We start from the raw sequence: 26,548 nt of genomic DNA, 5'->3' as shown, positions 1-26,548 counted from the left end.
AAGATATGTAATAGTTGTGATACTGATCATAGTCGCGGTATTACTGGTCGTATTTTACAATCAGAAAAAATGAAATTAAAAATTCGGTAGTGCTTCAAAAACTATGCTGAAAAAACAGGCTGAACTGCTGAATGCTGATTGAAAAATTCGCTTGTGAGAAAATCATCACTGAGCGATCTGATGATTTCATGGTCTTTTACGGCATTGTCCTGACCTGCTTTTTCTTTCAAGCCTCAACCGGATATGAATTTCAGCATATACTAAGGCGCCCCAAAACGGCGCGCGGATAGTGTGCTGAATGCTGTGTAGCTTCGACTGTTCGTTTGCTTGAGAAATATTATGTTGATCCGTTTTGCCCTAAAACTCAGCTTGGCCACACTTTGTTGTCTTTCCACTGAACTTTATGCAAATACGGCACTCAATCAGGCAACGCTCAGCAGTTATGATTATGACAATGACATTTTCCATCCGGTTCGGGCGCAAAATGGCATGGTGGCCTCCGAACATGAAATCGCCAGTCAGGTCGGTCTGGACATTCTGAAACGCGGTGGCAATGCGGTTGATGCCGCCGTTGCCGTTGGATTTACCTTGGCAGTGGTTTTACCGCATGCCGGTAATCTGGGCGGTGGAGGTTTTCTGATTGTGCATGATACCCAGTCTGGTAAAAATATTGCGCTGGATTTTCGTGAAATGGCTCCACGTCGTGCGTCACAGGATATGTATATGGATGAAAATGGCAATATTATTGCCGGCAAATCGTTGTATTCACATGATGCCATCGGGGTTCCTGGCACAGTCTCAGGTCTGGAATATGCCCTGAAAAAATGGGGAAGCTTACCCCTTTCAGAGGTGATTGCCCCTGCAATTCAACTGGCAGAAAATGGCATTTCGGTCAGCCATTCTTTGGCCAAAATGCTGAATGCAGCTGAAGATAAATTAGGCAAATGGCCCAGTTCACATGCTATTTTCTTTCAAGAGAATCGCCCCTTACGCTATGGTGAACGATTGGTTGAGCAGGATTTGGCACATTCCTTGCGATTAATTAGCCAACAGGGTAGCCGCGTGTTTTATCGTGGTGAAATCGGCGACAAAATTATTGCAGAAATTCAGCAGCATCAGGGCATCATGCAAAAAAGTGATCTGCATGCCTATAAAGTTATCGAACGTCAGCCCATCATGGGCAATTATAAAGGCTATCAGATTGTCACCATGCCACCGCCAAGTTCCGGTGGTGTACATCTGGTACAAATGTTGAATATTTTGGAACAATTCCCCTTGCAACAGTGGGGTGCGAATAGTGCCCAGACCCTTCATTATCTGGCCGAAAGCATGAAACTGGCCTATGCCGACCGGTCTAAATATCTGGGAGATCCTGATTTTGTGCATGTGCCTGTGGCAGGTCTTAGCTCAAAACCATATGCGAAAATGCTGGCTCGGCAGATTTCAGCTACCACAGCCCGTCCTTCAGCCTCCATTCAGCCCAACAACCCAATCCCCTATGAAAGTGACCAAACCACACATTATTCAGTAGTCGATCAACACGGCAATGCGGTTTCGGTGACCTATACCCTGAATTTCAACTTTGGCAGTGGGATTGTCGCAGCAGGTACCGGCATTTTACTCAACAATGAAATGGATGATTTTTCAGCCAAACACGGTGTAGCGAATGCTTTTGGTTTAATTGGCGGAGATGCTAATGCCATTGCTCCCCATAAACGTCCCTTGTCTTCAATGACCCCCACAATTGTATTAAAAGACCAGAAAGCCTGGCTGGTCACCGGCAGCCCGGGAGGCTCCCGAATTATCAGTACCGTGCTACAAACCCTGATCAATAGCATCGATTTTCAGATGAACCCGGCTGAAGTGGCGGCAGCACCGCGAATTCATCACCAGTGGTTACCGGACGAAATCCGTGTAGAAAAAGGCATCAGTGCCGATACCCTCGAGTTATTAAAGCAAAAAGGTCATAAAATTGTGCAGAAATCTACCATGGGCAGAACCCAAACCATCCAAATTCTGCCAGATGGCATCTATGGCTATTCTGATCCACGTAATCCGGATGGCGCAACACGTGGATATTAAGGGTTACACATCATAGGCTTTTACTGAGCCAAAATATATGCACAGAAAGTTGACGGATGCCTTTCTAAGATGCAAGCCTGTATAAAAATGGATGAGCTAGATCATAGTGATAGTTTTGTCACAGCATTTACATGTTACAAGCAAGTAATAGGCAAGTTTTTTACCGCCGATATGGAAGGCAACAATAATTAAAATAATTGGTATCACGTATGCTGAAATAGTTAGAACATCAACCAATTTATCTGATCCAGCAAGACAGTAACTCTCAGGTACTAGGCAACCGATTAAATTTGGAATTACTGATAAAAGCAGATATAGAACTACTGGAGTTCCCATAATATAGTAAAAGATTTTTTCTTTAAGAATTCTGGAATTTTAAATTTCATAAAATTATATCGGTACCGGCTGAAATCATGATTTTACAATTTCCCAGCAGTGGATGATGATGAAGTACATGTATGGACTTCTGTTCTAGATCAATATCTGCAAGATGGGCATTGCTTAGCAACAATTGCTATTGGTAATGACGGCGATTTACCTGGAGAACTTGGGCGTATTCAACCTCCAAGTGATATGGTTAATAGCCTAGCTATTGGTGCAAGTAATAGCCAAAGTGAAACTTGGGAGCGTGCACCATACAGCTGCACAGGTCCTGGTAGAAGCCCTGGTTTAGTGAAACCTGATGGTGTTTTATTTGGTAGAAGCGAAGATGAAAAATTCTATGTATACTCTCCAGTTTCTCATTCTATTGTAGGCACAATGGGAACTAGCTATGCCGCTCCTCTTGCCATGCGTGTTGCTGCTGGTATAGATGCTCTTACTGACTTTGATTTAACAACAAATTCTATTAAAGCTTTAATGATTCACAATGCAAAATCTGAAAAACACTCTCAGAATGAAGTTGGTTGGGGAAAACTACCTCATACCCCTGAAGAAATTTTGGAATGTTTAGATGACGAAGCAACTATTTTATTCCAAGGTGAACTTAAGCCTAACCAGCACTTACGCATTCCAATTCCAAATGATGCAAACTGCAGTTCGGTTATTCTAAAAGCTACCTTCTGTATAAATGCAGTCACTGATCCTGAGCACCCTTTACACTACACAAGATCAGGTTTGGACATTACATTTAGAGCGAATCAAAACAAGAAGAATGATGAGCAACAGCATCCTGATGCTAAGAGATTCTTTTCAAGCAAAGAGCTCTATCTCACTGAAGAAGAGTTGCGAGAAGATGCACATAAATGGGAAACAACTATTTCTAGATCTAAAAAATTTAGATTAAACACACTTGAAGACCCGGTATTTGATGTTAAGTATCATACTAGGGAACAAGGTGCTGCAACTGAAAAAATTAATGATCTTTCTCCTATCCAATACTCCTTAGTTTTAACAATACAGGCTATTGGTGATGTGAATCACTATAATTCTATTCTACAGAAAAATCAAACCTTACAACCTCTTAAGGTATCGACACGTATTCAGCTTTAAAAGTTAACAATTACAAAATAACCTCAAACTTGAGGTTATTTTGTTTCTAAATATTCAACATGTTAATTATAAAAAACCTAATAAAAGTTATGTATTTGATCTAAGATATTGAATATTAAAATTGAATAAATTAGGCGCATTATGAAATTCATAAATCATAAATCATAAATCATAAAGAAAATTATACAGGTTACGATGAGATTCTCGAACTTAAGAAAAATGCCCTCTCTTTTGGAGCAGCTCATCAGTTTCCAAGTCGCCAGCCTGGTAAAGGTAAAATGGATTTTAACTTAAAGGGTTATGCTGACTTTCTTGAAGCAAAAAATTCGCGTCTATTAATTATTGATTATGATGAAAAACATAAGCTAGCAGCCTATTTCCCCATAGGTAATCATTATCGTAAGGTCATGACTTGGAAAACACCACAAGATGCGGAAAAGTCTATCTATAAGCTATATACGAACACTTATTATCATGGTAGTAATTTTTACTTAAAACAAATCGATAAACTTGAAGAAAGATTTAAACCAGAAGAATTCTTAAATATTAATAGTTTAAAAGAAGCCTGTTATCAACTAAATCAAAAGGCCTTGAAAATACATAATATTATTCAAGAAGGAGCTCGCAACTTTGGTTGCCAATGCCGATTCTTGTTGATCAAACATCGTTGTTTACGTTTATTAAATTTCTATGAGTCAAATTTTAATAATCACATTTGGAAAGTTACCAGCAAAACACCTCTTATTTATCTAAACGACAATGGTAAAGAGGAAAAAGGGTTCACCTATGATTTTGAGTTTCGACAATTAAATGCAAAAGAAGATATCCGCATCAAAGAGAATATGTTTGGTGTATCTATAGAGTGTTCTCTGCGAGATGGATTTTTAGAGGATTATGTCCTTCGTCAAATCGGAGAACATAGCTTATTTAATGACTATCCCATCAATCTCATTGAACTTACTAATCTTTTAAAGTTGATGATGCTTGAACGTAATTTAGTACCTGATGCTTTAGATCGTTATGAATTAAAAAAGGCCCTTTCTCTTGCTCAAAAGGATCCATCAAAGCTACGAAATATAATAATTGAAAAGTATATTGAGTTTACAAAAGCTGCCGGTTACCAGATATCAAAAAATTCTCATTTAGAGGAAGCATAAATAGTAGTTTTTTAATTAAAAAATATTTTTTGAATACTATAAATTCCTTACTTATTTGTAACTTTTTGCCAATCATTTTTATACTTAACCAAGGGGCTCCATGGGGTTGTTTCCCAAAACAAGAAAAACAACCCTAAATTCCATAAAAAAACTATGTAAATACATGATTTAATTAAAAATTAATCAAAAAATCTGCGACACATAGTATTTAGTTTGTTTTTTAATCATTTTTGGTAGATTATGCCAATAAAGTACATTCTATTTTTCTAATGATTTTATTGAATGCTATTATAACCCTAGTTACGGATAAGCTAAATTTCTAACGACATGAATTTTTGGCTTATTCTTCTGACAGAGTTGATAAGCACATAAAGATGAAAATATGCCTGCTAGGAAACCGGAAATAGTCCGATGTTTACTGCTTACTAAATGGTATTTTTCTTTCAATAAGCCAATTAACGTTTCAATTTTTTTCCGCTGTCTCAAGTGGTATTCATCAGAAAAAGGCAATAGACTTACTCGCATATTCTTTCTAGGATAAGTAATTAAATCAATACCTTGATCTAATAATTTAGCTTTTATCGATTTTCCTATATAACCTCTATCTCCATAAACAGTTGCCAATAAACCATCAACTAACTCTTCGATTTTTCTAATGTCTGCAAGGTATCCAGTGGATAAAACTGTTTTCACAATTTGTCCTTCACTATTCATGAGAAGGTGTAATTTGCAACCATAAAACCAGTCTATAGAACTTTTGCCACGAGAAGCAATATCCTCCAAAGCATGGTGGCCTCTAGGAATTCTTTTGTTTTTACAAACAGGTAAAGGTGTTGAGTCAATCCATAGATATTGACATGCTTGTCCTTTGCTTAAAGCACGGTGTAGTGCATGAATCGCAAGCTGATGTTGGTTAATCAGGCTGAGCATATTTTTATAGCAAGGCAAAGACTTAAATAATTTACTCTCAAATTGATAAAGCAATTGGAAAAATGTTTTAAAATTATTTACTTGCGATGTTTTATAACAAATTGCAATCGTCACAATTTCAGAGAGGGATAAGGTTGCTAATCGAATTCGTTTACGCTTATTTTCCTGCTTGAGAAATTGCCAATAGATAGGTTCAAATTTCTTAAAAAAATCATCAATAGCACAGAAGATTTTTGTAAAATCAAACATGGTGGTTAGAGTCTTTGGTTTGTGTAGTAACTTTCTAAATGGCTCTAACCATCTTTTTTTCAAGCGGTTTTCTTATCCGTAATTCGGGTTATTATAGTACTTAAAGGAATTATAACCTCCAACACTCATTATAATTACATCTCAGAATTATTCAGAGTAACTATATGAATCTTGTGATTTTGAGCTAAAAGCCTTGAATATCAACCTTAATAATGTCGCAAGCTAACTGTGATTTGATTGCGATTACGCAGTTTATTTAGAGTTTTCTAAATTTCGCAATGAGCTGCAATTTATCGCAGGCTCATTGCGAATTGATAAGACCTATAAATAAGGACTTACAAGCTAAAATCGCAAAATCTCAGCTAATCAAGCACTAAAGGATTAAGCTCAATATACATTGACTGATTTATACGTATTAGACGTAAATAATTACTTTCAATAAGCTCATTTAAACATTCCTCAAATTGTTTTTTCTTTCGTAAATGCGACGGCGCACCTTTTAAAGCTATATTTTTCAAAATACGTGTTGAATTGATCTTTTTACACTTAGCAACAATATTTTTTAAGAGTTTTTCAGCATCTTGTTCTTTTACTGATTCAACCTCCGCATAACGAGCCCACTCACCTAATGAATATCTGACAATATCACACGCTCCAGCTAATGTTACTGCATCGATTTCTGCAAGACCTTCAAAGTATGCAAATACAGTGGCTAAACGACGAGCAAGTTGACTTGCACGACTGGCAAACGCCTGCAAATACTCATAACACTGCCCCTTTGCTTGTAAACACTCTATTTCATTATAAAAATCCATATCAACTTGCTGAGCCTTCGAACTCATATGCATAACAAAACGTCCATTATTCGTTGTTTTCGGTTGGTAAGGCTTTGGACATTCATCCAATAAATATAAACAACGCTCCCAATAAGCAATTAACCTTGGATCACTATGACTGTCTTCATTAAGGTAATTACTATCTTGTATACGTACCTGCCAGATTTTCAGGGATAGTAAGTAAAAAACGGGGTAAAAAGCCTTGGCCACGTAAAACAGGGTCTTTTAGCATTTCGGATAAACTTCACGTTGGACCTTCTACCAATTCCCTTTCAGCAGGAATTAACCATATAGCATTATCTAAATTAAATTCATTCCAACGAGCGAATCGAATTTCACTTGATCTAGCAAATGTATGTAATGTGAATAAAGTACAAAGTTGAGTTAAAGGATGCCCAGTATCTTCTTTTATTTTCTGTAAAAGCTCAGGTAACTTTTCAAGTGGCAATTGTGGATGGTGTTTGGCATTCTTTGTCTTAACAAATACATCTTTTAAAAAATAGGCTGTATTAGTTTCAATTAGATTCCTTGAAATTGCATATGCAAAAATTGCATTAAATCGTTACCTCATCTTTTTTAAGACCTCGGTAAATCCTTTTTCCTCTATATAACGTAAAACCATGATGAGATCTTTAGGCTTAACTTCATCAATTGGTCTAGAACCAATCAAGGGAAATACATATTCTTCAAAATTTCTAATAGCTTTATTTGCAGTATCTGGAATCCATCTACCTGTTTGACTATATTCCTTATGCCAATCACGAGTTATTGATTCAAAATTAAAAAGCCTATCCTTTTTGATCTTCTGTATTTCTTCATATTCAATAGGATCTATATCTTGTACTAATAGTTGCTCATAACTACGGCGTTTATCTCTGGCAGCTCTAAGACTCAGCGCTGGATAACTTCCGAGAGTCATTAAACCATCTTTTCCATTTGCTCTTTTATATTTGTAACGCCAGACTTTACTGCCACTTTTACGGACAAATAAAATTAAACCTTGCCCATCGTACAAAGAATAATCTTTTTCTTGTGATTTAGCGCCGCTGCATTTGGAATCTGTTAGTGGACTTATAGGTTTAGCCATAAAATAAGGATATAAAATTCAATAGAATTTGAATATATCCTTATTCAATTGAACTAAATTTACATTTACTTTGGTATATCTGGGTATAAATCATATTTAAGTTATTGTTTTTAATGTTTTTTAAACTATATCTTGGTATTTCGAATTATAAATATGGTGCGCTCAGCGGGACTCGAACCCACGCCACAGGCTTCGGAGACCTGTACTCTATCCAGTTGAGCTATGAGCGCGCGATGCACATCATAACAAAAAAAACCGTAAGGTAAAGCAACTATATATAAGTCATCAATTTTTGTGCTTATACTTTGAGCAATGTTCCATTATTGCAACAGACAATTCCTGCTTATTTACTTGGTTTATTCAGCAAGATCACTCACAATACTCATACTATTCACCAGGTGAGAATTTCATGACTGATGCATTGACCTTGAGGGACGTATCCAAAACCTATCGTAACGGTTTTCAAGCACTAAAAGGAATCAACCTAACGGTACCTGAAGGTGAGTTTTATGCCCTCCTTGGTCCAAATGGTGCGGGTAAATCAACCACCATCAGCATCATTAGCTCACTGACCAAAAAAACCTCCGGTACAGTGGAAATTTTTGGCCATAATCTGGATACCCACCCTTCAGAAGCCAAACAATGCCTGGGTGTCGTACCGCAAGAATTCAACTTTGGTCAGTTTGAAAAAACCTTTGATATTTTGGTGACTCAAGCCGGCTATTACGGTATTCCTAAAAAAGTTGCAGAAAGCCGGGCTGAAGAATATTTAGAAAAATTAGGCTTATGGGAAAAACGTGGCATACAGGCACGCATGCTTTCTGGCGGAATGAAACGCCGTTTGATGATCGCCCGTGCCATGATGCATCAACCTCGGTTGCTCATTTTAGATGAACCGACTGCCGGTGTAGACATTGAACTGCGTCGTTCGATGTGGGACTTCCTCACCGAAATGAATGAAAAAGGTACGTCGATTATTTTGACTACACATTATCTAGAAGAAGCTGAAATGCTATGCCGTCGCATTGCCATTATCGACCGTGGTGTGATTAAAGAAGATACCAGCATGAAATCTTTCTTAAACCAGCTCAGTGAAGAATCCTTTATTTTTGATCTGGTCGAACCGATTCAACCGCTACATCTTGAAATTATCGGCGTTCGTTTTAATTTAATTGATCCAGTGACCCTAGAAGTAACCATGGACAAGGCACATACCTTGAATGAACTGTTCCAACTGCTGGAAGCACAAGGCATTCAAGTACGCAGTATGCGTAACAAGTCGAATCGCCTGGAAGAGCTGTTTGTGAAAATGGTGGAAAAAAATCTTGAAGGAGCCGCGCAATGAACTTTAATCAACTCAGTGTTGCGCTGTATACCCTGGTACATAAAGAAGTGCGTCGTTTCATGCGCATCTGGCCACAAACCTTATTACCGCCTGCCATCACCATGAGCTTATATTTCGTGATTTTTGGCAATTTGGTCGGTTCGCGAATTGGCACAATGGGCGGCTTTAGCTACATGCAGTTTATTGTCCCCGGCCTGATTATGATGGCGGTGATCACCAACAGTTATGCCAATGTCTCCTCCAGTTTCTTTAGTGCCAAATTCCAGAAAAGCATTGAAGAACTAATTATGAGTCCCGTACCTTTACACATGATTCTTTGGGGTTATGTAATTGGTGGTGTTTGCCGTGGTGCCTTGGTTGGTATCATTGTCACAGCCATGAGCCTGTTCTTTACTGACTTATATATTACAAACTGGTTCGTCACTATATATACCGTGCTGATTACGTCATTTTTATTTTCACTCGGCGGTTTTATTAATGCTGTTTATGCAAAATCATTTGATGATATTTCGATTATCCCGACTTTTGTACTGACTCCACTGACTTATTTAGGTGGTGTATTCTATGCTATTAGTGCTTTAAGTCCATTTTGGCAAAATCTCTCTTTAATTAACCCGATCGTATATATGGTCAATGCCTTCCGTTTCGGCATTTTAGGTCATAGTGATGTCAATGTGTCCATTTCATTGACTGTTATTACCTTATGTTGTGCCGTACTTTACGGTATAGCTTACTATTTACTTTCTCGTGGTTCAGGAATGCGTGAATAATGAGTGTAGAACATTCTCTATTAGGTAAAGACACCAATTATCCAACAGAATATCAACCCGATATTCTGTTTCCAATTTCACGTGCCACTGCACGTGAAAAATACGCCCATGTTGAAGGTATTCAGCAAGGTCAAGACTGGTGGCATGTTTTTGAAATTTCCTGGCTCAATGCTGCAGGCATTCCTCAAGTCGCGATTGGCCGTATAACTCTACCGGCATCTTCACCTAACCTGATCGAATCGAAATCGCTCAAGCTCTACTTTAATAGTATGAACTTTACCCAATTTGATTCAAAAGAAGTATTTATTGCAACGGTCGAAAAAGATTTATCTGCTGCGGCAGGTGCACCGGTCACGCTGACTTTATTTCAGGTAGATGATCTGGATATTTCCAAACCTGAAGGAATCTGTATTGATGATTTAAGCCCTAAACGCCTGGAAAACCATCCAGATGCGGGTTTATTAAAATTAGATGCAGAAAATAGTGAAGCAGTTGAAGTGCAACTTTATTCACATTTATTACGCAGTAACTGTCCAGTCACCGGCCAACCGGACTGGGGCACAGTTTTTATACGTTATCAGGGTAAAAAACCTTGTTATCGCAGCATTTTAGCTTATATTATTTCTTACCGTCAGCATAACGGTTTCCACGAACAATGCGTGGAACAGATGTTTGCCGACATCTGGCAAAACCTTGCGCCGGAAAAACTGATGGTATATGCAACTTATACACGTCGTGGTGGATTAGACATCAACCCTTGCCGTGTATCCGATGTGACATGGATGCCTCGCCCCATTCGTTTGGCGCGACAATAAAATGAAGAATATTGAGGTTGTTTAACATGCCATTTTTTGGTTTTATTCCTTCTGCAGAATTATTAACAAGTATTCAAACAGGTCAGGAAAAGAAAAATTCCAGCGAACCGCTATACCCTTTACGCGACAAGACTGCATTGCTTATCAATGATGAAATCATTGATGCTATTTTGACTGAGCTTGTGCGTCGTTTCCCAGCCAGTGATAAACGTGATACCGCTGAAAAACTGGCCGGTTATGTCAAATCAACCGTTGCAGTTTTATTGAAACAGTTGTTGAGCAAATCCTCCAATGATGTAGTAAAACAGTCAATTGAGTTTTCACAAAAAAGCCTGTTTAAAGATGCCGATGGCAATTTCCGTGTAGGTGAACCATTAGATGCCAGTCTGGTGACCAATCTTAAAAATAGTTATGCGGAAATTAAAGCAGGCAATGAGGTAAATAAAGCAGTCTTAACTGAACTTTATAAGCAGTTTGCTGAAGCGACCGTACGTCATTTCATGAATGACTTTAATAAAACTCTAGATTTAGGCATGATCAAGCGTAAAGCTGCCGATCTGGGTTCTGCTGCAGTGATTAAAGCCGTACATATTGCTGTGGAAAAAATCATTCCGCATCTAACTAAAGGTGAGTTATTGGTACTGGCTGAATATCACGATACCTTATTTCATGCTTGAGCACATTTAACATGATCTAAAACCTGGCAATCGCCAGGTTTTTTATTGCAAAATTTTATTCCCAAACCATAAGTGCAGCACTACTGTCTTTGTGGGTATTTGTCTTGATCAAATTTATAGATGTACTGGGTATTATATAAATTTCAGAAAAGGCTTTATGATCTCTGCCTCAATCATTTATACAAATAATTTCAATATAAAGTGTTGAGCAAAATCAAACCCTACTGAATTCACTTTTTATACTATTTTAGTGCTTAAATTTTTATCTCTTTCACGTTTTTTATAGCAACAATCATCAAGAAAAATTTCAATTTATGAACTTGTAAGATGGTTGTCTAGCAAGCAGATTCTTGCATGCTTGAATAAGAAATAAAAAAGCAGGAATTTTTCTAAATTTTGTTTTCAAATAGACTTTTTTAGCGATCTGATACAAAGAAGCCATAACAGAACATATTTTTACCTGACCGGTAAATATTAGATGATTTATTACAATTAAGCATCCATCCAACCAGATACAATGTTCTGATGTTTTTTCAGACAAACACCTCCTGATAATGCAAAATCACTACTAAATTTCATATTCTGGGCTTATATAAAACGTATCATTGCAAACAATATAAAGAACCGGGCTGGATCAGCTTAAGCAGACTGAACTTTAATTTGCAGTTCTTCTGCTGAGTATACACAGTACAGTTCAAAGAACTGGCATCAAATACATGGATTTATGCAATAAATAACGTTCTTTGTCTTTTTTTGTATATGGACTTGTAGATAGAGCCCTGGTCAATGCTATCTTAACCACTTGAAAAATTCCGTTATCTTTCATGAAATGGATTTTTGGTCACTATATTTGTAATACCGTCTTTTAGCATCGTGATGTCAATTTACACACACTGATTATGTTTTTGGAACTTTGAGTAATATGTTAAGTATCAACTTTTATAACAGCATTAAACGTCTTCCTTTACTTCTCGGTGCACTTTCCATCACCAGTTTCTGTCAAGCTAACGATTTTTATAATCACCCCGCATATAACAGCTTTAAACAACAAACCATGCAAACTTATAGCTTGAGTGCAGAACAGGTCGATTGGGCCATGAATGGCTCAAAAAACCTGCCTAATATCATCAATATCATGAACCGCCCTGGTGAAAGTAAACCCTGGTATGAATATAAAACCAATTTGATGGCGGAAAGCACCATTCAGCGTGGAGTACGTTTCAAAACTCAATATGCCGACACTTTAAACCGCGCTGAACAGCAGTTTGGTGTACCGCAATCGATCATTTTAGGGATTTTAGGGGTAGAAACCGGTTTTGGGGCCAATAAGGGTAATTTCATTACCCGTGATGCTCTGGCAACCTTAGGCTTCGGCTATGAGCGACGTGCCCAGTATTTCCAGAATGAGCTCGCGGCACTGATTGCATGGACCTATAAAGATGGAGTACCTGCCAGCTCAGTCGTTGGCTCTTATGCTGGAGCGATTGGTTATCCTCAATTCATGCCGAGCAACATTAGCAAAATGGGCGTGGACTATGATGGCAATGGACATATTGACTTAAGAAATTCTGCCGTAGATGCTATTGGTTCTATTGCCAACTACTTGGCACAACATGGATGGCAACGCAATCAACCCATCGGCTTTGCTGCCCGCTATACAGAGAATAATCCAGACTCAATTATTGCAAAAGATTTGGAACAGCCAACACCATATGGCGCTTTAAAAAATCAAGGCATCACACCGATCAATCCGATTGTACAAATTGATGATCTGGATATGGTAAATATTATTCAACTTCAAGATAGTTATGGCCCGATTTATTATATTACCTATCCAAATTTTCAGGTCATTACGACCTACAATAAGAGTCGCATGTATGCTACAGCGGTATGGCAATTAGGTAACGAAATCATCAGTCGTTAAGACTGATTTTTACCAAACAATACTAAAGTCAAGATTTATTTTTACCAAATCGTTCATAAAATGGACATTTTAAATATTATGTTACAATATTGATTAAATTTTAATCGAAAAACGATGCTTTTCTGTGCTTTTTGTAATTATTTCAATTAAAAAGTAGACAGCTTTAGCTTGGCATGAATATTATCCATCTCGTCAAATGTAGTTGCAAAAGAGAATTAACAGACTTGATCGCTTTTATTTCAATCGCTTAATTTAGATAAAAGAGCAGTCTTTAGGAGTTTAATAATGCATTCCTCGATAAAGTATATTTTAGCCTTAACCACCACCTTTGCCCTGAGTCAGTCTCAAGCAGAATTGGTGCAGTCATCATTTAATACCGATAGTGACAACTCCCGCTTGGCCACTCGTGTATTAAATAAAGATGCTCAAAATTTTAATTCCCACTTTTCAAATTTAAATAGTCTTTCAATCGCTGAACGTTCTGGTGATAAAATTCGTCGTCAAACGATTGCTGCGAAAATTGAAATCCCTGCAGACGAGCCTTCAGTGATTGAAAAACTAAATACTGTTGCATCGAATACAGTACGTAAATTTAGCCAAACTGGTGCAGCTTCTTGGTACGGTCGTCAGTTCCATGGCCGTAAAACTGCAAGTGGTGAAACTTTCGATATGAATGGTTTAACTGCAGCTCACCGTAGCCTACCATTAAACTGCTATATTCGCGTAACCAATAAAAACAATGGTAAGAGCGTAGTGGTAAAAGTGAACGACCGTGGTCCATTCCATGGTAACCGTGTTCTAGACTTATCTTATGGTGCTGCAAAACAACTTGGTATTACCAATGCAGGTACTGCAAAAGTAAACATCGAACGTGTGGATGGTCCAAATTCATAAGAGCTTGCCAGACTCCTGATACATTTGACACAAAAGCCACTTCTCGTGGCTTTTTTAATGCCTGACCAAAAGTAACCATCTCCCCAATCTTGTTCACAACACCCCAACATCACCCATCCTTTACAAACAAATATTACTAAGCCGCTCATGTGAGGACTGCTGTCTGATTTATATTTTATCTTTACAAGAATAAAGCATGGATTGATGGATGTTCATCAATACAAAGCCGGAGTAAACAAGGAAAGCTATAACAGAATGGCTGAATGAATATAGAGAAAACCATCAGAACAAAATTAACAAAGTCATTCACTGAGCTTATGTGCTCGCTATTTTATTTTCGATCATTGCTCTTGCTCATTTCAGTGCGTTAATCACAGCCTTAATTTTGGTTTTAAGCTTGGTCTTTTTACACGACTAAACTTAGTCCTTGCTGTCGCAATGGCTACTCTCCATTCTAATCATGGCGTGGCTGATTTTTATTTTGCCTCTAGGAGCAGGATTTTATATTGCGCTTTTCATTTTAGCCTGAATCGGGCAACTTTATAGCCATAAAGTCGAGAGAAAAAAGCCTTCCGTGTTTAAATATCTCCAGTTCCTCCTGATTGGCCGCGTATGGTGCATGAATGCCTACACAATCGAACTACCAGCAAAAATTTAAACCCGCCAAAAATCGCAAAACAACGCAATTTAAGAGCAATTATCGTTTTAGCCTTCTAAAGGATCTTTATTGATAGATTCTCCCTTTCTATTTCAACCATACTTCCGCATATCATTATTGTGGAGCGTGAGTAATCCAGTGAATTAACCCACCTTTTTCAGAGTACTCATATTCTTCATAGAACCCGACCATATCTCCCTTTTGCAATCCATCAATGTGGGAACTTAAATCGATATTATGAGCCACTAACATGGTTAGGCCATTCTGCAATTGTAGAATAAACTTTTGATGACGTGAGCCGTTGTTATCATCCACTAAAACCACTTTGACTGTTCCGCTTGACTGGACCTGTATATTGTTTTTTGTGTTTGAAAGGCCTGTTGAATTTTTGCATCATCATTTGGAATTTGAAAATTTAATGCTTTCGAATCTAGAGAGGCTTTCTGAAATTGTGATTTGGATAAAATTTCAGTATGTGCTTTTGAATTTCTAAGCAATTGATTTAAAGAATTTTGCCGTTGTTGTAAATCAATACCGAAATAGACAGCAACTGAAACAGGAATAATGGCATCGATGCCCATCTGGGCTTTATTCGCCATTTTTATTGCTCTCTCATAATTTTAAAATCTGCATAAAAAAAGCCCCAAACGGGGCTTTTTTTTGCAAATAATCAGAGATTATTTTGCAGCAGCTTGAGCAGCAGCAACTTCTTCAGCGAAAGAAAGTTCAGCTTTTTTCTCAATACCTTCACCCACTTCAAAGCGAACGAATTGAGCAACTGTAGTCGCAGTTGATTTAAGAACATCAGCAACTTTCTTGTCGTTGTCGATTACGTACATTTGACGCTCAAGAACAACTTCGTTCAAGTATTTTTCAACTGAACCAGTTACCATTTTTTCAACGATGTTTGCAGGTTTACCTGATTCCAATGCTTTCGCTTCAGCAATTTCTTTTTCTTTAGCGATAAGATCAGCAGATACGCCTTCCGCAGTTACAGCAACTGGGTTGAACGCAGCAACGTGCATCGCAATACCTTTACCAGTAGCAGCATCACCGTTGTAAGATACAACAACACCAATTTTTAAACCGTGTTTGTAAACTGCAAGGTTTTCGCCTTCAACAATTTTCGCACGACGTACTTGGATGTTTTCACCGATTTTTTGAACAAGAGCAATACGCGCTTCTTCAACAGTTGAACCATCTTCAAGTTTCAATTCAGCAATTTTAGCAGCATCAGTTTCGTTTGCAGCAAGCGCAGCAGCAGCAACTTTAGTCGAGAAACCAGCAAAGTTTTCGTCTTTAGCAACGAAGTCAGTTTGGCAGTTTACTTCTACAAGAATAGCTTTGTTGCCTTCTTGAACAATAGTGATTGCACCGTCAGCAGCAATGTTACCAGCTTTTTTAGCTGCTTTTGCTTGACCAGATTTACGAAGGTTATCAATCGCTAATTCGATGTCACCGTTCGCTTCTGTTAAAGCTTTTTTACATTCCATCATTGCTAAACCAGTACGGTCACGCAATTCTTTTACCATGCTCGCAGTAACTGCAGTCATGTTATTCTCCTAAATACGGTAGAAAAATGAATCTGTTCAACAAAAACGGCCCAAAGTGTTCTCTGGACCGTTTCGCTTTCTTGACGCTTAATTTGCCACGGTTACATGTCGCAAAAATGACAATTCTGCGTCAAAACGCATTAAGCCTCTGGAGCTTCTTTAGCAGCTTCTTCGCCTTTAGCTTGAGCATTTGCTTGTGATTGAGCGTACTCTTTACCAGCAAGGATAGCATCAGCCATAGCAGAAGCGTAAAGTGTAACCGCACGGATCGCATCGTCGTTACCAGGAATAACGTAATCTACGTTGTCTGGGTTAGAGTTTGTATCAACGATACCGATTACAGGAATACCCAAGTTTTTAGCTTCTTTAATCGCGATTGATTCGTGGTCAACGTCAATTACGAATAATGCGTCAGGTAAACCACCCATGTTTTTAACGCCGCCTAAAGCACGTTCAAGTTTTTCCATTTCACGAGTACGTTCTAAAGCTTCACGTTTAGTAAGTTTAGCAAAAGTACCGTCAGTAGATTGAGTTTGAAGATCTTTTAAACGGTTGATAGATTGGCGAAGTGTTTTCCAGTTCGTCAACATACCACCTAACCAGCGGTGGTCTACGTATGGTTGACCAGCGCGTTGAGCTTGTTCACGAATGATGTTAGAAGCAGCACGTTTAGTACCAACAAACAATACTTTGTTCTTTTTGCTTGCAAGATTGTTAACAAAGTTCAAAGCATCATTTAACGCAGGAACAGTGTGCTCAAGGTTGATGATGTGAATTTTGTTACGCGCACCAAAGATGTATTCGCGCATCTTTGGGTTCCAGAAACGAGTTTGGTGACCGAAGTGAGCGCCTGCTTGAAGAAGGTCGCGCATGCTTACGTTGTAATCTGCCATTTTCTTTACCTTAAAGTTTGGGTTAGGCCTCCATATATCCGCATTCTCCACTCTTGCGAGCACCCAGAGAAATGTGTCGATATATGTGCGGATTTTATTGCCCCATCGCACAAAGCCCGTGAAATTTATTCACGAAAAAGCATTTGATAAAATGGGCGGCTATTTATACCATAGTCACACACAAATTTCCAAAAGTTTTTAAAGATCATGAACAGTACTTACGAAGCTCCTCGTCGACTCATTAAAACCCCTGAAGAAATTGAAAAAATGCGTGTGGCGGGTCGACTGGCGGCAGAAGTTTTGGATATGATCAAACCGCATATCAAACCGGGTGTCTCTACACTCGAACTGGATACCATCTGCCACGATTATATCGTCAATAAACAGGATGCCATTCCTGCCTGTCTTGGTTATGGTGCAGCACCCGGCCGTCCAGCTTTCCAGCATGTCATTTGTACTTCCGTCAACCACGTAGTGTGTCACGGCATTCCATCTGCAAGCAAAATCCTGAAAAAAGGCGACATCTTAAATATTGATGTCACTGTCATTAAAGACGGCTATCACGGCGACACCAATATGATGTATATCGTCGACGGTGAAACTTCAATTCTTGCCGATCGTTTATGCAAAGTGGCGCAAGAAGCCATGTACCTCGGTATTGCGACGGTAAAACCAGGTTCTACCATTGGTGATATTGGCAATGCCATCCAGAAATATGTTGAATCAGAACGTTTTGGCGTAGTCCGTGAATATTGCGGTCATGGTATTGGCACTGTATTCCATGACGAACCGCAAGTTTTGCATTATGGTCAACCCAATACCGGCATGGTGCTTGAAGAAGGCATGACCTTTACCATTGAGCCGATGGTAAACGCTGGCGACTGGAAAACCAAAATCTTAGGTGACAAATGGACAGTAGTGACCAAAGACCATAGTTTGTCCGCACAATATGAACACACCCTTTTAGTGACGAAAACCGGTGTTGAAGTATTGACTGCCCGTCCTGAAGAAGACCTGTCCCGCTTTAATCAATAAGTTCATTTCAAATTAATTTAAATGGCTACTGTTTTTGTAGCCATTTTTATTTAAAGTGGTCTTTATTTGAACGTTTTGCTGAAAATCTGTACCACACTCAATTGATTTTCACTTTATTTTCCACATACTGCAGCACAGTTCAATTTAACACAGGGATTTTTCATGTCCGATTTTAGCAATGTCACCGTAACCCAAAATGATGATGACACCGTTTCACTACTGATTGATCACAAGCCTATCTCTGAACGTTACGGCATGAAATTTAGTGCCAGCATTGTGGATGAACTCAAAGCTTTGGCTGATGGTCAAAATATGAAACTGTTTGATCAGTTTGTATTTTCACATACCGATTTAAACTTTGAGCATAGCTATCGTTATGTGACTTGCATTCTAAAAGAAGAAGCAGGTTATAAAGTGACGCGTAATTTCGTTTACACCATTACTGCTCAAGGTCAGCAGCCGATTGAACATGTCATTACCAAACAGGGGCAACCAATGACCACTGCTGATGTACATGAGTTCATTAATGCCCATCTGCAAAAATCCTTAAATGATTATACCGACCTGAATTATGCTTATTGATGTTTAATTTTTTGTGATAACTTGCTAACACTACACACTACAATTAAATAGTGCACCATCTAATTGTAGTGTTCTTTTTCACTTCGTCATTCACATTTAATTATCCTTTTACCGCCATTTTTTAGTCATTCTCAGCCCTTTTATTCAGACTAAATATTTAATGATTAATTGTTAATGCTCAGCTGATTCAACCGGATTAAATACTTTTTTCCAATATTGCTATATTCGACCTCCCCTTTTTGGCGCAATTTAAGCTAAGATAGTGTGCTTTTTTATTTTTTAATCCCTATAAGAAGGAATACTGCCGTGGACGTACGTCTCTCTGATCGTGTAAATGCCATCAAACCGTCCCCTACACTTGCTGTTACCAACAAAGCTGCCGAACTTAAAGCTGCTGGTAAAAACGTAATTGGTTTGGGTGCAGGTGAACCAGATTTTGACACCCCACAACACATCAAAGATGCAGCAATTGCAGCTATTAACAACGGTTTTACCAAATACACCGCTGTTGACGGTACTCCAGGTCTTAAAAAAGCAATTATTGCGAAATTAAAACGTGATAATAATCTTGACTATGCAGCAAACCAGATTCTGGTTTCTTGCGGTGGTAAACAGTCATTCTTTAACTTGGCACTTGCTTTGTTAAATAAAGGTGATGAAGTGATCATCCCTGCGCCATACTGGGTAAGCTATCCAGACATGGTACTCATTGCTGAAGGCGTGCCTGTTGTAGTGAAATGTGGTGAAGAACAACGTTTCAAAATCACACCTGCTCAATTAGAAGCTGCTATCACTGACAAAACCCGTTTAGTGGTATTGAACAGCCCATCTAACCCGACTGGTATGATCTACACTAAAGCTGAACTTGAAGCTTTGGCTGAAGTACTTCGCAAATACCCAGAAGTTCTCGTGGCTTCTGATGACATGTACGAACCAATCCGTTGGGACGACGAATTCTACAACATCGCCACTATTGCTCCAGACCTTTACGACCGCGTAATTGTACTGAACGGTGTATCTAAAGCTTATGCAATGACTGGCTGGCGTATTGGCTATGCAGCGGGCCCTGCTAAACTGATTGGTGCGATGAAAAAAATCCAGTCTCAATCCACTTCTAACCCGACTTCCATTTCACAAGTTGCTGCTGAAGCTGCATTGAACGGTCCTCAAGACGTTCTTGAGCCAATGGTTGAAGCTTTCAAACGCCGTCATGACTTAGTTGTAAAAGGCTTGAATGACATCAACGGTATTACTTGCCTTCCAGCTGATGGTGCATTCTATGCCTATGCCAACATTCGTCCATTAATTCGTGCGAAAGGTTTAAAATCTTGCACAGAATTCTCTGCATGGTTATTGGAAGAAACTGGTGTTGCCGTTGTTCCTGGTGATGCATTCGGTCTGGGCGGTTACATGCGTATTTCTTATGCGACTGCTGACGAAGTACTGGTAGATGCGCTTGCACGTATCAAGAAAGCTGCTGATTCAATCGAAGGTGTTGACGCTGCGATTGCTTCAATTGCTGCTGAAAAATAATCTGCTTTTTCTAAAGTAAGATTTAAAAAAAACCCGCGAATTTCGTGGGTTTTTTTCTATTTCAGGATTTATCTTTTTAAACTTAAAAAATATCCAGATTAATTCTGCTTTAAACATATTTTAATTATTTCAATGTGCTTGGCGCATGCGTCTGATCAGGCATAGTTCTAATCACCAAGGAAATTCCTGCTAAAACAATGATGGCAGACATGATCATCCGCCAACTTAAAGTCTCACCAATAAACAGCGCGCCACCCATTATCGCCAAACACGGCACAGAGAGCTGCACACTGCTGGCCGTCACACGGTCAATCTGTTTCACAATGACATACCACAACACATAGGCACCACTTGAGGCCAAACCGCCTGACAGCACTGCCAAAAGGACACCTTGAGGCTGTGTAAAGCTGTGTGCATAAAACGCAGCGTAAGCCAGCAAGACAAAAGGAATCGCCATGACAAAATTGGCTAATGTACTGGCCAAGGGGTTTTGCATATTTTTGCCCGCAATGCTGTACATCGCCCAGCCTATTCCTGAAAGCACCATAATGGCTGCATAAACCAAATTTGGAGCATCTGCACCCGGAAGCAAGAGAATGAAAATGCCGATAATCGCAATACACAACCCGGCACCACGGTGCAGATTGATTTTTTCACCATGACATAGACCATAACCGAACATACTGAGCTGAACAGTGCCAAATAACAGCAATGCCCCGACACCGGCATCTATATGTAAATAAGCCAGTGAAAAAGCGACTATATACAGCGCCAGAAAAAAACCGTTTTTAACACTCCACTCAATTTTGGCTTTTTGTGTAGAAAACAGGTAAAGCGCCAATAAAACGACAGCACCACTACAGACACGAATCAAGCTGAAACTCATCGGGTCGATTTGCTGGCCTGCCAATGCCAAACGGCATAAAACCGAATTGGCAGCAAAAGCCAGCATGGCAATCATGATTTTAAACAGCATGGTTGAGCGTCCCTATCAACAACCTGCTTTAGATATAGCCAATCTAGCTTTTTAAATCCATAGAGATTTGCTGATTCAATTTATAAAAAATACACATGAGCAAAATTCTGGAGATACATAACAATGATCCACACGCACTTGATGATCAACATTCAATCTTTACAAACCACTGCAAGTGACTCTCAACTTATCCTTTGGCAAATTTTTATAGCACGAGAGATAGTAGGCTTAGTTTTATGCTTCAATAATTTTCTATTCTTTTGCTCATTCAATAAATTTTATTTCCCTACAACCTGCTGAATGTTTCTTGACGGTTTTGATCAACACCGCTAATTCAAACATCAAGTTCCTTTTTGTAACTTATAAATCAATAAGGAAATAATAACAATGAATCCCAAAGAAATGACTGGACTGCAACTTTTACAAGCCATGTGTAATGGCAGAATTCCAGCACCCTCAATGAGTGAAACCGTTTCCATGCAACCTTATGAAGTTTCGGAAGGCACGATTCATTTCAAAGTGAAAGCGGATAACCGTCATTTAAACCCTTTAGGGGGCATACACGGCGGTTTTGCAGCAACCGTACTGGATTCCGTTACTGGTTGTGCCGTTCACAGTATGCTGGAAGCAGGTGTGGGTTATGGCACCATCGATTTAAATATCAAAATGTGCCACCCTACTCCTCAAGATCAACAACTGGTTGCCACAGGAACCATCATCAATATCCATAAAACCTGGAGATTACTGAAGGTAAAATTGTAGATAAAGAAGTCAAACTTTAAGCCGACGCCACTGCAACATGTATGATTATTCGTTAATAGACAATATGCCGCACTTAGAGCTTAAGTCATTTACTAAGCTCTTGTGCGAGTACATGATTAAACGGCCGATTTAAATGATTTTGTTAGAGCAGATAAAGCCACTTCCGGACGTGAAGTTCCCTTATAGATACATAAATATTTAAATACGCTATCAAGTGATACAGATAGTTTCTTCTGTTCCGACACCGACCATACTTTAGAATTGTTGCGTCCAGATAAAGCGCTGCCATTCAACTGATACAAATACAGATCATGATCACGTTGCAAAGGTTGCTTGCGACCATTCGAATAACTATCCAGCAGCAATTGACAAGGTGAATTAATCAACCATTTATCGCTAAACCAAAGCTGCAACAAGTCACCCAAATATAAGACTTGAGTTCCGACAGGCCACACCTGGATGTAAGCATCCTCAACAGCGGTCTGATAACGCTGCGGGTCTTGAATAATAGAAAGGTAGTTGTCTTGATAAAAAGATAAATTTGAAAAAATTTCGGCAATCGTCAGCGTATGCATTCGCTTTCTCCTGTTTAGCCATTTTAGTGCTGGCAAGTTGGTTTAAATCCACACTGTTTGAACTTACATTCAAACGCTCTGTTATGCATTTAATCTAACAATCCAGTTTTGGCTGTGCAAGTTTTTTTAGGATTTTTAATTGAGTTGTTTAAATAAAAAGCATACGGCATAAAAATTAAGGAATCATGACACTTTTAGCTTGACCCCCTGTAAAATCTGCTTATAATCGCATGCAGATTCTCCAATAGCTCAGTCGGTAGAGCGACGGACTGTTAATCCGCAGGTCCCTGGTTCGAGCCCAGGTTGGAGAGCCAAATACAAAAAAGCCCGCAGCACTAAAGCGGGCTTTTTTATTACCTAAATAATCTATAATTATCTAGTCATCAGATAAACCCTAAGCCAGGTCATAAAAAAAAAGCGCATCGAAATGCGCTTTTTCTGTGTTCATTCACCTCAACGTGGATCAATAGCAGGATTGTTTTTATTGTTGAGGTAAAGGAATATATTGTGAATTATTATTCTGTGCTTTACGTTCAGTCACCACCACATTCAGGGTTAATGGCTGCTCATCTCGTACCACTTCAACTTTAATGGTGCTATTCGGCGCTTGCAAGGCTACATAATTAATCAAGTGGGAAGCAGAAGTAATCTGTTCTCCATTGACCTGGATAATTTTATCACCCTTTTTAATTCCCGCCTTGGCTGCAGGACCACGAGGAAGTACGTCAGCAACGACTACACCAGTTTGCTTAGGTTCAAGAATATTGTCCTGTTGTACTGGCATGAGACTAATGCCCAACCAGCCGCGAACTACACGACCGTCTTTCAGAATTGAATTTAGAATTTGCTGACACACTTTCGCAGGAATGGCAAAACCGATTCCCAATGAACCACCGGATTGCGAGAAAATAGCCGTATTCACACCAATCAGATTACCAGCCACATCAATCAGTGCCCCACCCGAGTTCCCCGGATTAATCGCCGCATCGGTTTGAATGAAGTCTTCATAAGTATTAATGCCCAAATCTGAACGGTTGATGGCGGAAATAATCCCTTGAGTGACCGTTTGTCCCACACCGAATGGGTTGCCAATGGCAAGTACCACATCCCCAACTTCATTGCCGCTGAGTTTAAAAGGCAAAACTGGCAGTTTATCCAGCTCAATCTTAATGACCGCCAGATCGGAATCCGGGTCTGTGCCAATCACTTTAGCGACTGCACGGCGTCCATCATTCAGACCCACCACAATCTGTTCAGCCTGAGCAATTACATGATTGTTGGTCAAGATATAGCCATCTGAACGTACAATAACACCCGACCCCAGACTGTTTTCATTTTGCTCCTGATCAAACTGTTCAGGGACCTGATCACCAAAAAACTCGCGAAATGCAGGGTCATTTAACAAAGGGTGCTCTGCTTTATTCACTTTCTGGGTAGTGAAAATATTTACCACCGCAGGAGCCGCCACTTTCACGGCATTACTGTAAGATTCGACTGCACCCGCCCTGTTGGTATTAACTAAAGGCTCGACTTTTTCTCTGGGCATTTTTATACCGTCAGATGCAACAGGGGCTTGCGGCTTCTGAGAATGTTGCCAGACAAGAAAACCGAGAGTGACTAAAACAAGTAAAACCCAAGGTAACCATGAAAAGGTGCGGCGCACGGTAATTTCCTCTAACAATATTTTAATTCGTTGATGACTAAGTAATTTATTGGCCATTGTAAAATGAAATACAGCAGGAAACTTAAAAATAATTCAGAGTTTTGTGCTGCTTTAGTTACAATTCAAAATATCTTTTGATGATATTCAATATTAAGGCTTTTGAGAAATTTATGGCAAAGCTCAGCGAGATTATTCAGTGGTGTGATCAAACCCTGAAATCACACGAATTTAAAGACTATGCACCAAATGGCTTACAAATAGAAGGCAAACCGGAGATTAGTAGAATTTTGTGTGCTGTTACGGCATCTCAGGATGCGATTGAGGCTGCAATTAAACAAGGTGCCGACTTACTGCTGGTGCATCATGGCTATTTCTGGAAAGGTGAACCCTACCCGATTACAGGTATGCGCGGTAAACGTATTAAAAGCCTGATTCAGCATGATATCTCACTGGTCGGCTATCACTTACCTTTAGATAGTCACCCTACTTTAGGTAATAATGCCGCGATTGCCGAGATGTTAGCATTAGAAAATATTGAAGCTTTAGATCCAGATAAACGCAACCCGATTGGCAATATTGGTTATTTAAAAAACGCCATGTCTGCTGAAGACTTTAAACAGTATGTCTCTGAACGTTTAAATTTTAATGCCATTCATCTTCCTGCCGAAAAAACCAGCATTCAGAAAGTGGCTTATTGTACCGGTGGCGCGCAAGATTTTATTGGTAAAGCGGCGGAGCAAAACTGTGATGCGTACATTTCCGGTGAGGTCAGTGAACGGACTTTTTATGAGGCCAAAGAACTGAATGTGCACTACTATGCCTGCGGGCATCATGCCACCGAACGTTATGGAGTACAACGTCTGGCAAAAGCTATTTCAGAACAGTTCGATATTGAGTATAGTTACTTCGAATTAAACAATCCGATTTAATTTAATGACGGTTTAACATTTTCTTTATACGTATAAATTGAGGCTTTATTCTGTATTGTTATTTATAAGCAATGCGCAATTTTCCTCAAGAATCTATTACAATAAAGCGACTTAATGTTAAAACCCAGCAAAATGCAAGGAATTGAAGACATGACAACGATTACTTTACCGGCACTTCCATACGGTTATGAAGATCTTGCTCCGCACATCAGCAAAGAAACTTTAGAATACCATCACGACAAACACCACAACACTTACGTTGTAAACTTGAATAACCTGATCAAAGGCACAGACCTTGAAGGTAAAACTTTAGAAGAAATCATTAAAGCATCTGCTGGTGATGCTGCTAAAGTTGGCGTATTCAACAACGCGGCTCAAGTTTGGAACCATACATTCTACTGGAACTGTATGGCTAAAAATGGTGGTGGTAAAGCGACTGGTGCTTTAGCGGCTAAAATTGATGAAGCTTTCGGTTCTTATGAAAAATTTGCTGAAGAATTTGCTGCTGCTGCAACCACTCAATTCGGTTCAGGCTGGGCTTGGTTGGTTGCTGATGAAGTAAATGGCAACCTTTCTATCCTTAAAACTTCAAATGCCGACACTCCACTTGCTCATGGTAAAGTTGCTGTGTTGACTATTGACGTTTGGGAACATGCTTACTACATCGACTTCCGCAATGCACGTCCTGCTTATATCAAAACTTTCCTGGAAAGCTTGGTAAACTGGGATTACGCAAATGCTAAATATGCTGGTCAAGCTGCTGGCGTTGAAAAATAAGAAATAAAATATTTTTTATTTTTTGCTTAAAAAATCACCCTTTATGGGTGATTTTTTTATTTTCAGAACCCAAACGCATATTAATAAAGCAAATAATTCATTTCTTTACATTATCTTGTTGACGACTTTAGTTTTCATCCCTAAAATGCGCATCAGATTCTCCAATAGCTCAGTCGGTAGAGCGACGGACTGTTAATCCGCAGGTCCCTGGTTCGAGCCCAGGTTGGAGAGCCATCTATTCTTCCATAGCTCAGTCGGTAGAGCGACGGACTGTTAATCCGCAGGTCCCTGGTTCGAGCCCAGGTGGAAGAGCCAAAATTCTAAAAAGCCCACTCATTGCGAAGTGGGCTTTTTT

At 39.2% G+C, this 26,548-nt stretch carries 21 protein-coding genes, 4 tRNA genes and 5 pseudogenes; 20 read left to right on the top strand and 10 right to left on the bottom strand.

From position 1 onward, the window contains the following. Nucleotides 1-339 precede the first annotated feature (339 nt). The 4 genes and pseudogenes from ggt (at nucleotide 340) to B9T38_RS01015 (ending at nucleotide 4,730) form a co-directional block, all read left to right on the top strand. On the top strand, nucleotides 340-2,082 hold the full coding sequence (ggt, locus tag B9T38_RS01025; RefSeq protein WP_086195007.1) for a gamma-glutamyltransferase: 1,743 nt from the start codon (nucleotides 340-342) through the stop codon (nucleotides 2,080-2,082). 99 nt (nucleotides 2,083-2,181) lie between these two features. Continuing rightward, nucleotides 2,182-2,268: pseudogene (locus B9T38_RS16910) on the top strand (IS1 family transposase); the annotation flags it as partial. Nucleotides 2,269-2,517: 249 nt separating this feature from the next. Beyond that, on the top strand, nucleotides 2,518-3,573 hold the full coding sequence (locus tag B9T38_RS01020) for a S8 family serine peptidase (protein ID WP_251992196.1): 1,056 nt from the start codon (nucleotides 2,518-2,520) through the stop codon (nucleotides 3,571-3,573). Nucleotides 3,574-3,851: 278 nt separating this feature from the next. Then, nucleotides 3,852-4,730: a hypothetical protein gene (locus B9T38_RS01015; RefSeq protein WP_086195006.1), complete on the top strand. Its 879-nt coding sequence runs from the start codon at nucleotides 3,852-3,854 to the stop codon at nucleotides 4,728-4,730. Nucleotides 4,731-5,030: 300 nt separating this feature from the next. Here the strand turns inward: B9T38_RS01015 and B9T38_RS01010 are convergent, their stop codons facing one another. The 4 genes and pseudogenes from B9T38_RS01010 to B9T38_RS00995 all read right to left on the bottom strand — a co-directional run bounded on the left by B9T38_RS01010 (nucleotide 5,031) and on the right by B9T38_RS00995 (nucleotide 8,062). Beyond that, nucleotides 5,031-5,909, bottom strand: coding sequence for an IS982 family transposase (locus B9T38_RS01010; protein WP_086195137.1), 879 nt, complete (start codon nucleotides 5,907-5,909; stop codon nucleotides 5,031-5,033). Nucleotides 5,910-6,271: 362 nt separating this feature from the next. Then, a complete protein-coding gene (locus tag B9T38_RS01005) occupies nucleotides 6,272-6,955 on the bottom strand; it encodes a DUF3987 domain-containing protein (protein WP_251992195.1) in 684 nt (227 codons plus the stop codon). A gap of 43 nt (nucleotides 6,956-6,998) precedes the next feature. Next, nucleotides 6,999-7,832: pseudogene (locus B9T38_RS01000) on the bottom strand (tyrosine-type recombinase/integrase); the annotation flags it as partial. A gap of 154 nt (nucleotides 7,833-7,986) precedes the next feature. Continuing rightward, nucleotides 7,987-8,062: transfer RNA gene (locus B9T38_RS00995), tRNA-Arg, on the bottom strand. Between the two features lie 179 nt (nucleotides 8,063-8,241). On the opposite strand from B9T38_RS00995, the gene B9T38_RS00990 reads away from it, so the two are divergent. The 7 genes and pseudogenes from B9T38_RS00990 to B9T38_RS16905 all read left to right on the top strand — a co-directional run bounded on the left by B9T38_RS00990 (nucleotide 8,242) and on the right by B9T38_RS16905 (nucleotide 14,915). Beyond that, nucleotides 8,242-9,177: an ABC transporter ATP-binding protein gene (locus B9T38_RS00990; RefSeq protein WP_086195005.1), complete on the top strand. Its 936-nt coding sequence runs from the start codon at nucleotides 8,242-8,244 to the stop codon at nucleotides 9,175-9,177. Continuing rightward, nucleotides 9,174-9,947: an ABC transporter permease gene (locus B9T38_RS00985; RefSeq protein WP_086195004.1), complete on the top strand. Its 774-nt coding sequence runs from the start codon at nucleotides 9,174-9,176 to the stop codon at nucleotides 9,945-9,947. The genes B9T38_RS00990 and B9T38_RS00985 overlap by 4 nt, the downstream gene beginning before the upstream one ends. After that, nucleotides 9,947-10,762 (top strand): NADPH-dependent 7-cyano-7-deazaguanine reductase QueF, encoded by an 816-nt coding sequence (gene queF / locus B9T38_RS00980; RefSeq protein WP_086195003.1) that lies wholly within the window; start codon nucleotides 9,947-9,949, stop codon nucleotides 10,760-10,762. Before B9T38_RS00985 ends, queF begins: the two co-directional genes overlap by 1 nt. Nucleotides 10,763-10,788: 26 nt before the next feature. Beyond that, the gene (locus tag B9T38_RS00975) at nucleotides 10,789-11,439 is read left to right on the top strand and encodes a hypothetical protein (RefSeq protein WP_086195002.1); all 651 of its coding nucleotides are present in this window, start codon (nucleotides 10,789-10,791) and stop codon (nucleotides 11,437-11,439) included. A gap of 922 nt (nucleotides 11,440-12,361) precedes the next feature. Beyond that, a complete protein-coding gene (mltB, locus tag B9T38_RS00970; RefSeq protein WP_086195001.1) occupies nucleotides 12,362-13,363 on the top strand; it encodes a lytic murein transglycosylase B in 1,002 nt (333 codons plus the stop codon). Between the two features lie 285 nt (nucleotides 13,364-13,648). Next, nucleotides 13,649-14,257, top strand: a complete 609-nt coding sequence (locus B9T38_RS00965; protein WP_086195000.1) for a septal ring lytic transglycosylase RlpA family protein — start codon at nucleotides 13,649-13,651, stop codon at nucleotides 14,255-14,257. Nucleotides 14,258-14,504: 247 nt separating this feature from the next. Next, nucleotides 14,505-14,915: pseudogene (locus B9T38_RS16905) on the top strand (Mpo1-like protein). A 114-nt stretch (nucleotides 14,916-15,029) separates the two neighbouring features. Here the strand turns inward: B9T38_RS16905 and B9T38_RS00955 are convergent. From B9T38_RS00955 to rpsB, 3 genes and pseudogenes are all read right to left on the bottom strand, one after another. Next, nucleotides 15,030-15,514: pseudogene (locus B9T38_RS00955) on the bottom strand (DUF3465 domain-containing protein). A 78-nt stretch (nucleotides 15,515-15,592) separates the two neighbouring features. Continuing rightward, complete coding sequence (gene tsf, locus B9T38_RS00950; RefSeq protein ID WP_086194999.1) at nucleotides 15,593-16,468, bottom strand: translation elongation factor Ts; 876 nt, start codon at nucleotides 16,466-16,468, stop codon at nucleotides 15,593-15,595. 140 nt (nucleotides 16,469-16,608) lie between these two features. Then, the gene (gene rpsB / locus B9T38_RS00945) at nucleotides 16,609-17,361 is read right to left on the bottom strand and encodes a 30S ribosomal protein S2 (RefSeq protein WP_086175302.1); all 753 of its coding nucleotides are present in this window, start codon (nucleotides 17,359-17,361) and stop codon (nucleotides 16,609-16,611) included. A gap of 207 nt (nucleotides 17,362-17,568) precedes the next feature. On the opposite strand from rpsB, the gene map reads away from it, so the two are divergent. The 3 genes from map to B9T38_RS00930 all read left to right on the top strand — a co-directional run bounded on the left by map (nucleotide 17,569) and on the right by B9T38_RS00930 (nucleotide 20,511). Beyond that, a complete protein-coding gene (map, locus tag B9T38_RS00940) occupies nucleotides 17,569-18,396 on the top strand; it encodes a type I methionyl aminopeptidase (protein WP_086194998.1) in 828 nt (275 codons plus the stop codon). 162 nt (nucleotides 18,397-18,558) lie between these two features. Further along, the gene (locus B9T38_RS00935) at nucleotides 18,559-18,978 is read left to right on the top strand and encodes a hypothetical protein (protein ID WP_086194997.1); all 420 of its coding nucleotides are present in this window, start codon (nucleotides 18,559-18,561) and stop codon (nucleotides 18,976-18,978) included. 306 nt (nucleotides 18,979-19,284) lie between these two features. After that, a complete protein-coding gene (locus tag B9T38_RS00930; RefSeq protein ID WP_086194996.1) occupies nucleotides 19,285-20,511 on the top strand; it encodes a pyridoxal phosphate-dependent aminotransferase in 1,227 nt (408 codons plus the stop codon). Nucleotides 20,512-20,635: 124 nt separating this feature from the next. On the opposite strand, the gene B9T38_RS00925 is transcribed toward B9T38_RS00930, so the two are convergent. Then, complete coding sequence (locus tag B9T38_RS00925; protein ID WP_086194995.1) at nucleotides 20,636-21,487, bottom strand: DMT family transporter; 852 nt, start codon at nucleotides 21,485-21,487, stop codon at nucleotides 20,636-20,638. Nucleotides 21,488-21,874: 387 nt separating this feature from the next. Here B9T38_RS00925 and B9T38_RS00920 point away from each other — a divergent pair. After that, a pseudogene (locus B9T38_RS00920) lies at nucleotides 21,875-22,269 on the top strand (PaaI family thioesterase). Nucleotides 22,270-22,365: 96 nt separating this feature from the next. Here the strand turns inward: B9T38_RS00920 and B9T38_RS00915 are convergent. Continuing rightward, nucleotides 22,366-22,824 (bottom strand): hypothetical protein, encoded by a 459-nt coding sequence (locus B9T38_RS00915; protein WP_086194994.1) that lies wholly within the window; start codon nucleotides 22,822-22,824, stop codon nucleotides 22,366-22,368. 238 nt (nucleotides 22,825-23,062) lie between these two features. Between B9T38_RS00915 and B9T38_RS00910 the strand changes: the two genes are divergently transcribed. Beyond that, a tRNA-Asn gene (locus B9T38_RS00910) sits at nucleotides 23,063-23,138 on the top strand. Between the two features lie 167 nt (nucleotides 23,139-23,305). On the opposite strand, the gene B9T38_RS00905 is transcribed toward B9T38_RS00910, so the two are convergent. After that, on the bottom strand, nucleotides 23,306-24,487 hold the full coding sequence (locus B9T38_RS00905) for a S1C family serine protease (protein ID WP_086194993.1): 1,182 nt from the start codon (nucleotides 24,485-24,487) through the stop codon (nucleotides 23,306-23,308). Between the two features lie 170 nt (nucleotides 24,488-24,657). Between B9T38_RS00905 and B9T38_RS00900 the strand changes: the two genes are divergently transcribed. From B9T38_RS00900 to B9T38_RS00885, 4 genes are all read left to right on the top strand, one after another. Then, nucleotides 24,658-25,416 carry a Nif3-like dinuclear metal center hexameric protein gene (locus B9T38_RS00900; protein WP_086194992.1) on the top strand — a complete coding sequence of 253 codons (759 nt, stop codon included), beginning with the start codon at nucleotides 24,658-24,660 and terminating at the stop codon, nucleotides 25,414-25,416. Nucleotides 25,417-25,566: 150 nt separating this feature from the next. Further along, nucleotides 25,567-26,193 carry a superoxide dismutase SodB gene (gene sodB / locus B9T38_RS00895; protein ID WP_086195136.1) on the top strand — a complete coding sequence of 209 codons (627 nt, stop codon included), beginning with the start codon at nucleotides 25,567-25,569 and terminating at the stop codon, nucleotides 26,191-26,193. Between the two features lie 158 nt (nucleotides 26,194-26,351). Further along, nucleotides 26,352-26,427 (top strand) — tRNA-Asn (locus B9T38_RS00890). A gap of 5 nt (nucleotides 26,428-26,432) precedes the next feature. Continuing rightward, a tRNA-Asn gene (locus B9T38_RS00885) sits at nucleotides 26,433-26,508 on the top strand. The last annotated feature ends 40 nt before the right edge of the window (nucleotides 26,509-26,548 follow it).

Source organism: Acinetobacter sp. ANC 4218 (assembly GCF_002135245.1).
Taxonomy (GTDB): domain Bacteria; phylum Pseudomonadota; class Gammaproteobacteria; order Pseudomonadales; family Moraxellaceae; genus Acinetobacter.
The sequence above is the reverse complement of the archived record's forward strand: the minus strand, read 5'-3'. Positions and strand labels throughout refer to the sequence as shown.